Below are 8,741 nucleotides of genomic sequence, written 5' to 3' on the forward strand. Positions count from 1 at the left end.
CGATGTCGGACGCCAACATCATTGAACTCAGGGACGCCACCAAGGCGTTCTCGCGCATCCCTGCCTTCAAGAACGTCAATTTCGACCTGCGCAAGGGCGAGATCCATGCGCTGCTCGGCGAAAACGGCGCCGGCAAGTCGACGCTGACCAAGGTCATGGCGGGCGTGTTCAAGCTGACCGAGGGCAAGATGACCTTCGACGGCAAGGATGTGTCGTTCGCCACACCCGCCGAAGCGCTGCGCGCCGGCATCGCCATGGTGTTCCAGGAAACCAATCTGGTCCCGGCCATGACCGTGGCGCAGAACCTCTATCTCGGCGAAGAGAAGATGTTCAACCGGCTGCGCGGCCTCTACATCCAGGCGCGGCAATTCCTGGCCGGCATGGGCTTCCAGGTCGATCCGACCGCGCAGGTCAGCACGCTGGGCGCCGCGCACAAGCAGATGGTCGAGATCGCTCGTGCCGTCCACCACAAGGCCCGCGTCATAATCTTCGACGAGCCGACCGCGACATTGACCCCGGAAGAGAAGAGCCATTTCTTCAATCTGCTGCAGCGGCTGGTCAAGGAAGGCATCGCCATCATCTTCATCAGCCATGCGCTCGAAGAGGCGCTTGCCGTCGCCGACCGCATCACCGTCATGCGCGATGGCGAGATCGTGGCATCGGGCGACGCCAAGGGTTTTACGCGCGCAACCATCGTGCAGGCCATGGTCGGACGGACGTTGACCGAGACGCTCCACGGCGAGGTCAAGCGCACGGCACGGCCCTATGGCGACAAGGTGCTTTCCGTCGAGAACCTGTCCTGTGCCGGCCTGGTGCGCAACTCCTCATTCTCGGTCTTTTCAGGCCAGGTCACCGGCATGTTCGGCCTCGTCGGCGCCGGGCGCACCGAGATGGCCAAGGTCGTTGCCGGCCTGTTGAAACGCAACATCTTCCATGGCGGCGAAATCCGCCTGCTCGGCAAATCGGTGCGCTACCGCGTGCCGAGGCCCGCGGTGCGCGACGGCATCGTCTACGTCACCGAGGATCGCAAGTTCGACGGCTTCTTCGAAACCATGACGGCCGGCGAGAACCTGCAGATGGGCGAGTTGACCGAGGGAGCCAATCCGGTCTCGATGGTGTCGCTGGCGCGTGCCAGGCAGCTTGCCCGGGAATGGGGCGAGCGCCTGAGTCTGCGGCAGATCAGCGACCGCGCCCGGATGATCGAACTTTCCGGCGGCAATCAGCAGAAGGTCGTGATCGCCAAGTCGCTGATCCAGAAGCCGAAGCTGGTGATCTTCGACGAGCCGACGCGCGGAGTCGACGTCGGCGCCATCGTCGAAATCCACCAGCTCATCAGCGATCTCGCCGACCAGGGCATGGCCGTCGTCGTGATCTCTTCCTATCTGCCTGAAATCCTTGCCGTTTCCGATCGTATTCTGGTCGTGAAGCGCGGCCGCGTGGTCGAGGAGATGATGCTGTCCGAAGCGACCGAAGAACGCGTCATGTTCGCCGCGGTCCACTGATCCTAGTTCGAAGAGGGATATCTTTGCTGGCAAAAGTAATTCCAGGAAAAGTGCGTAGCGGTTTCCGTCCGGAATTACGTGAAAACAAAGAGTTAGATCGGTCGATGATTCTACCAATCATCTAACCGATCTAAGCCAGGACCAATGCCTGGCCCGGTCCTATTGCCTTGCAATCAGTTCCGCGCCTGAATACGTCAGGAGGTCTGATCACCTGCCCGAGCGGAAATGTCCAGCATCAACCTCAAACTTCTGCAGACGTTCCTGCTTGCGGCCGAAAACGGCAGCTTCCGTCGTGCTGCCGAAGAGAGCAACCGCTCGCCATCGGCGGTCTCGATGCAGATCCGCGACCTCGAGGAGCAGATCGGCATCTCGCTCTTCATCCGCACCGCGCAGCGTGCCAGCCTGACGCCGGAAGGCCAAGTCCTGTTCGAGGAGATCGCAAATGCGATGTCGCAGGTGCAGACCAGCCTCGACCGGCTGACCGAGATCGCCGCGCGCCGCAAGGGCAAGGTCCAGATCGCCTGCGCGCCGACGCTTGCCGCGAGCCGGCTGGGCGACATCCTTGCGACGTTCAAGCTGCGCTATCCCCGCAGCATCGTCGAGGTCATCGAGACCCCGCCCCAGGCGGCCCTTGGCCTCTTGCAGCAGCAGGAGATCGAGTTCTACATCGGCCCCGAACTGCCGAACCTCACCGACTTTCAGTTCGAATCGATCCTCGACGATCCGCTGATGGCTTGTATCCCCACGGAAATTTACGGCGGCGAAAAGAAACTGCTGCTCGCCGACCTGCTGCGCTATCCGCTGATCCTGCTCAACCGCAAGACGGCGGTGCGCGGCCTTGTCGACAGGCTGACGGCGGCGGAAGGTATCGAACTCAAGCCGCAATACGAAGTCGAAAGCGCGCAGACCGCCGTGGCACTCGTGTCCTCCGGACTGGGCGTCTGCGTCGTGCCCGGCATTGCCATCTCGCGCAATGACGAGCGCATGCGCGTCGTGCCGATCGACCATCGCGACGCCCACCGCGCGGTCGGCATCATCACCGCCCGTGGCTATGTGCACCACAGCTTTTCCGAACAGCTGATGAACCTGATCCGCACCAATCTGCGCGAACTGGCGCACTGAGCATCGCTTTCGGAAGGACTCCCGCACACGCGCTAGGGTGTGTCGAGATTCAGATCAGGGCGTGCCGAAAATGGTTGATGCCGAGAACCGGAGCGGAGCGTACTTAAAGTACGTGAGCACCGGAAGCGCAGGTATCAGCCATTTGCAGGCCGCCCTCACCTGAATATCGCCACACCTAATCGGTCTGGATCCAGACTGACTTGGTCTCCAGATACTCATGCAGGTGTTCGATGCCACCCTCGCGGCCGTATCCGGACATCTTCATACCGCCAAACGGCACGGCGGGATCAATGGCGTGGTACATGTTGACCCAGACCGAGCCGGCCTTGATGCGGCGCGCGAGCTTGTGCGCGGTGCCGAGATGGGTGGTGAAGATGCCGGCCGCGAGACCATAGGGCGTCGCATTTGCGCGCGCCACCGCTTCATCGAGCGTATCGAAGGGCATGGCGGAAATGACCGGCCCGAAGATTTCCTCCCGCGCGATGGTCATCTGGTCCGACACCGCGCCAAAGACAGTCGGCGCGATGAAATTGCCGCTGTCGTAGAGTTCGCCCGTCAGCCGCGATCCGCCGGCAACCAGCTCCGCGCCCTCATCGTTGCCGGCCTTGATATAGTTCTCGACCTTGCCAGCCTGCCTGGCATTGATCAGCGGCCCGATCTCCGTCTCCGCCTCGATGCCATGGCCGATGCGCAGCTTGCCGGCGAACTCGGCGACCCGGCGCACGAACTCATCATGGATTTCGCGCGCCACGAACAGACGCGAGCCGGCAATGCAGATCTGGCCCGAATGCACGAACACCGCCATCGCCGCGACCGGAACGGCCTTGTCGATGTCGGCGTCGCGGCAGACGATGATCGGCGACTTGCCGCCGAGCTCGAGTGAGACCCGCTTGAGGTTGCTCACACCCGCCCGTGCGATGGCCTGGCCCGTCAGCGTCGAGCCGGTGAAGACGATCTTGTTGACGTCGGGATGTTCGGCGAGCCGTGCGCCGGCTTCGGCCCCGGTTCCGGTGACGATGTTGACGACGCCGTCGGGCACGCCGGCTTCCTGCATCAGCTTGGCGATCAGCAGCGGCGTCAGCGATGCATCCTCGGAAGGCTTCAGCACGATGGTGCAGCCGGTGGCGAGCGCCGGCGCGATCTTCCAGATCGAGGCGGCGGTGGGCGCATTCCAGGGAATGATCGCGCCGACGACGCCGACCGGCTCGCGCCTCGTGAAGCTGACGATCTCGCCGGGAATGGAATTGTCGATCGCCTCGCCATGCAGCGCCGTCGCCATGCCGCCATAGAAGCGCAGCATGCCGATGACGCGGCGCCGGTTGGCCAGCGTGCGCGTGATCGGCAGGCCCATGTCGAGCGTGTCGGAAACGCTGAGCTCTTCCCAATGCGTCTCGAACAGATCGGCAATGCGCAACAGCACGCATTGCCGATCGTAGGGCGAGAATTTGGACCAGGGGCCTTCGAAAGCCCCGCGCGCGGCGGCCACCGCCGCATCGATATCCGCGGCACCACCGCGCGGCACCGTGGCCAGCACCTCGCCCGTCGCCGGGTTCAGCGCCTGCATCTCCTGGCCGGACAGGGCCGGAACCCATTTGCCGCCGATGAGCATCGGCCGGAATTCGCCGTGGTAGAGCGTCGTGGCCTTCGCCCTCGGGTCGAAATTCACTGTCATCTCTTCCTCCTCACGAATTCCGCCGCGACTATTACTCCCGGCACCGACGACCTCAAACAAGGAAAGCTAAAAGGGCGTTCAGATAATCGGACTGTGCAATGCGCGAGACTTCCCCGATGGTGCCGACAACGGAGGAACAGATATGAGACTTGCTGGCAAGGTCGCCATCGTCACCGGTGGCGGTTCGGGTTTTGGTGAAGGCATCGTCAGGAAATTCGTCACCGAGGGTGCGCTGGTCGTGCTCATGGACCGCGACGAAGGAGCCGCTTCGCGGGTCGCGAGCGAGGTCGGCCAGAATGTGCGGCCGATCGTCGGCGACGTTTCGACACTGGAGAGCTTCGTAGCGGCCGCCGATCTCGCCCGCTCGGCCTTTGGCGGCCTCGACATACTGGTAAACAATGCCGGCGTCGCCCAGCCTCCCTTGCCGCTGGAGATGATGGACGAGGACCTGTTCGACCGCATCGCTGACGTCAACATGCGCTCTATCTACAACGGTGCCCGCGCGGTCGTCCCGCATTTCAAGTCCATCAAATCGGGCGCGATCCTCAACGTCGCTTCCACCGGCGGCGTCTCGCCGCGCCCGAACCTCACCTGGTACAACGCCTCCAAGGGCTGGGCGATCGCCGCCACCCGCGCGATGGCGGTGGAACTCGCGCCCTTCGGCATCCGCGTCAACGCAATCAACCCGGTCGCCGGCGACACGCCGCTCCTATCCACCTTCATCGGCTCCGGCGAGGAGAACCGCGCGCGCGTCGTCGCCACCATTCCGCTCGGCCGGCTGTCGACGCCGGCGGATATGGGCAACGCCGCCGCCTTCCTGTGTTCCGACGAGGCCAGCATGATCACCGGCGTCGACCTCAACGTCGATGGCGGCAAGTGCATTTGAGATTCTGGCACATGGGGGTTCGGCGATGAAGGAAGTCTACGAGATCGCGGTCGTGCATGGCGACGGCATCGGCCCTGAAGTCTGCGCCGCCACGGTCGAGGTGGTGAAGGCGGCGCTCGGCTCCAACAGCCCGCTGCGCTTCAGCGAATATCCGGCCGGCGCGGAGCACTTCCTGAAGACCGGCCAGAGTTTTCCCGAGCCAACCTTCCAGGCATGCCGGGCGGCCGATGCGATCCTGCATGGCGCGGGCGGCCTGCCCGGCGTGGTCCACCCGGACGGCACCGAAGCAGGGCTGGATTTCACGCTCAGGCTCCGCTTCGAACTCGACCTCTACGCCAACATCCGCCTCATCCGGCTCTTCGAAGGTGTGCCGAGCCCGTTGAGCGGGGTGAAGGCGGGCGACATCGACTACATCATCCTGCGCGAGAATAGCGAAGGGCTTTACGCCGCGCGCGGCTCGGGTGCGCTGTTGCGCGGCGAGGTCGCCGTGGACACGCTGGTGCAGACGCGCCTCGGCATCGAGCGCATCGTGCGCAAGGCCTTCGAACTGGCGCGCAAGTCCAGGGGCGCCCCTCGCGACGGCGTGCGCCGGGTCACCTGCTGCGACAAGGCCAACGTGCTGCGCAGCTATGCCTTCTTCCGCTCCGTTTTCGACGAGGTGGCGAAGGGCTATCCCGACATCGCGACCGAGCATGCGCTGGTCGACGCCATGGCGATGCATCTCGTGCTGAAGCCCGGCCATTTCAACGTCATCGTCAGCGAGAACATGTTCGGCGACATCCTGTCTGACCTGGCCGCCGCGACGGTCGGCGGGATGGGCATGGCGCCCTCTGCCGAGATCGGCGAGACGAACGGCTTCTTCCAGGCCGCGCACGGTTCCGCCCCCGATATTGCCGGCAAGGGTATTGCCAATCCCTATGGGACGATCCTGTCGGCGGCATTGATGCTGGACTGGCTTGGCCACAAGCATGGCGACGAGAAGCTCAATCGGGCCGCCGATCGCATCCGCCGTGTGACGGAAGACTGCCTGGCTGGCGGCCTTCTCAGCGCCGACCTGAAAGGCAGCGCCTCGACCCATGAGATAACCCATTCCGTCTGCGACAGGCTCGCGGCGTCCCGGGATGAAGCAGTCATGACCAGACCGGCGATGACGGCGGGAGAGGCGTGAGTTGACGGCGCTCCATCGCAAGGTCTCGGTAGAGGATTTCCGCAACCTCACGCATGCTCCAACGAATCGCAAAGCAAAAGCGTTGGTCCTCGTCCATTGAGCTACTGTTAAACTGACCCATATCGGGTCACGTCCGCTGGCGCGGTCGTTGCGTGTCAGCCATGTTGAGGTCGGGTGAGGGTCCGCCGCTTCATAGCGAAATTACCATGGCGGGGTAGGGAAAATGCGTGTGAGGGTTGGGCCAGCTAAGCGTGAGGGTGTTTCACGAACCATTTTTCATCGACCGTTGAGTGAAGGCGATGTTGCATCCGGAACGAGTGGAGCGGTGACATTGTCGATTGATGCAGGGGGCATCTATGCCGACAGTTGCATGTATCGATATTCGATAGAATTCACGCTTGATGAACTTCTGGCACTAGCCGATGCCGGGCGATTGAAAAATGCGCGTGCCGGTCTCACCACGTGACCACCAAAACGCTTATCACATCGTAGTGAAGGGAGATGCCTGGGCCCTCTAACTATTTGGCTAAGACCGCCGGAACAAATCAAACAAGAGTCAGTTTCGCGGACTTCAAAGCTAAACCCATTCTCGATCGTCCCTGCGCTCAGCGAACCAAAGACGTCGAATTGGCCCACACTTTTCGAGACCTTCGCCGGGATTGATTCCGCCATGAGAGTGCAATTGAGGTCGGAAGGTTTCGGGCTGCAAACCATGACGGCCGGCATAATGACTACATTCGGCTGGATTTCTTTTCGCGCACAATGTCAGAGCGACTTTGTCGGCCGCCTGCTGGCTGCGAGAATTAGCGCAGTAGTCTACTTCCGCGATCACGCATCTGGTGGCGGTATAAGCGTTGGTATTATCTACTCGCGGTGGATTTATTTCCGCCTTGGCCGGCGCCCACTCCAAGGCCCCCGCCCCGGTGTCGGCCAATTTCCTCCTGCCGATTTGCTCAGGCGGTATGGTTCGACTCAAACCGCACGCCGATCGATCACTGCATGCCAAACCTTTCGTCAGAAAGTCTGGTTGTAGGCGCCGACTTCCGGGCTGCGGCGCAGCACGGCGTCGACGGCATCGAACATCTGCCGGCGACGCTCTGATGAAACCGGGCTTTCGACGACCACGACAAGCTCCGGCTTGTTCGACGAGGCGCGCACCAGCCCCCAGGTGCCGTCCTCGGCGACGACACGCACGCCGTTGACGGTGACGAGGTCTGATATCTTCTGGCCGGCGAAACTGGCGCCATCCCGCTTCATCGCCTGAAAATCGGAAACCACCCGCTCGACCACGCCATACTTCACATCGTCCGCGCAATGCGGCGACATCGTCGGCGTACCGAAGGTCAGCGGCAGCGCGCGGTAGAGGTCGGCCATCGAGCTGCCCGGGTTGCGATCCAGCATCTGGCAGATGGCGATGGCGGTGACCAACCCGTCGTCATAGCCGCGCCCGATCGGCGGGTTGAAGAAGAAATGGCCGGACTTCTCGAAACCGGCGACGGCGCCGAGCTCGGCGACGCGGCGCTTGATGTAGGAGTGGCCGGTCTTCCAATAGTCGGTGACGGCGCCATTGGCACGCAGCACGCTGTCGGTGTTGAACAGCCCGGTCGACTTGACGTCGACGACGAAGGTCGAGCCCGGAAGCTGGCTGGAGATGTCGCGTGCGAGCATGACGCCGACCTTGTCGGCGAAGATCTCGTTGCCCTCATTGTCGACGACACCGCAGCGGTCGCCGTCGCCATCGAAACCAAGGCCGACATCGGCCCCGGTCTCCAGCACCTTGTCCCTGATGGCATGCAGCATCTGCATGTCCTCGGGGTTGGGGTTGTAGCGGGGAAAGGTGTGGTCGAGTTCGACATCGAGCGGGACCACTTCGCAGCCGATGCGCTCCAGTGCCTCCGGCGCAAAGGCGCCAGCGGTGCCGTTGCCGCAGGCGGCGACCACCTTCAGCTTTCGCGCGATGCGCTTGTCCCGGGTCAGATCGTCGAGATAGGTCGCGCGAAAATCGCGGACGAAATCATAGGAGCCACCACCGGCAAGGTCGAAATCGCCTGACAGCACGATCGCCTTCAGCGCGCTCATCTCCTCGGGGCCGAAGGTCAGCGGCCGCGCCGCGCCCATCTTGACACCGGTCCAGCCATTCTCGTTGTGCGAGGCCGTGACCATGGCGACCGAAGGCGTGTCGAGGGCGAACTGGGCGAAGTAGGCCATCGGCGACAAAGCCAGGCCGACATCCCTCACCCGCGCGCCGGCGGCCATCAGCCCGCAGACCAGCGCCAGCTTGATCGAAAGCGAATAGGAGCGGAAATCATGCCCGGTGACGATATCGGGCCCGGCGCCGAGACGGCGAATCAGCGTGCCGAGCCCCATGCCGAGCGCCTGGACGCCGATCAG

The 8,741-nt window shown here is 63.1% G+C and carries 6 protein-coding genes; 4 read left to right on the plus strand and 2 right to left on the minus strand.

From position 1 onward, the window contains the following. Nucleotides 1–2: 2 nt before the first annotated feature. Nucleotides 3–1,502 carry a sugar ABC transporter ATP-binding protein gene (locus BLS48_RS30635; protein WP_091585851.1) on the plus strand — a complete coding sequence of 500 codons (1,500 nt, stop codon included), beginning with the start codon at nucleotides 3–5 and terminating at the stop codon, nucleotides 1,500–1,502. 225 nt (nucleotides 1,503–1,727) lie between these two features. Then, complete coding sequence (locus BLS48_RS30640) at nucleotides 1,728–2,624, plus strand: LysR family transcriptional regulator (protein WP_091585853.1); 897 nt, start codon at nucleotides 1,728–1,730, stop codon at nucleotides 2,622–2,624. Nucleotides 2,625–2,799: 175 nt separating this feature from the next. On the opposite strand, the gene BLS48_RS30645 is transcribed toward BLS48_RS30640, so the two are convergent. Beyond that, nucleotides 2,800–4,296 (minus strand): aldehyde dehydrogenase family protein, encoded by a 1,497-nt coding sequence (locus tag BLS48_RS30645; RefSeq protein WP_091585855.1) that lies wholly within the window; start codon nucleotides 4,294–4,296, stop codon nucleotides 2,800–2,802. A 142-nt stretch (nucleotides 4,297–4,438) separates the two neighbouring features. Here BLS48_RS30645 and BLS48_RS30650 point away from each other — a divergent pair, with 142 nt between their 5' ends. Next, nucleotides 4,439–5,182: a glucose 1-dehydrogenase gene (locus BLS48_RS30650; RefSeq protein ID WP_091585857.1), complete on the plus strand. Its 744-nt coding sequence runs from the start codon at nucleotides 4,439–4,441 to the stop codon at nucleotides 5,180–5,182. A gap of 25 nt (nucleotides 5,183–5,207) precedes the next feature. Beyond that, the gene (locus BLS48_RS30655) at nucleotides 5,208–6,350 is read left to right on the plus strand and encodes an isocitrate/isopropylmalate dehydrogenase family protein (protein WP_091585859.1); all 1,143 of its coding nucleotides are present in this window, start codon (nucleotides 5,208–5,210) and stop codon (nucleotides 6,348–6,350) included. Between the two features lie 1,014 nt (nucleotides 6,351–7,364). On the opposite strand, the gene BLS48_RS30660 is transcribed toward BLS48_RS30655, so the two are convergent. Then, nucleotides 7,365–8,741 (minus strand): phosphomannomutase/phosphoglucomutase (locus tag BLS48_RS30660; protein WP_091585861.1); only part of this gene is annotated, 1,377 nt, incomplete at its 5' end.

Origin of the sequence: Mesorhizobium qingshengii (assembly GCF_900103325.1) — a bacterium.
Lineage (GTDB): Bacteria > Pseudomonadota > Alphaproteobacteria > Rhizobiales > Rhizobiaceae > Mesorhizobium > Mesorhizobium qingshengii.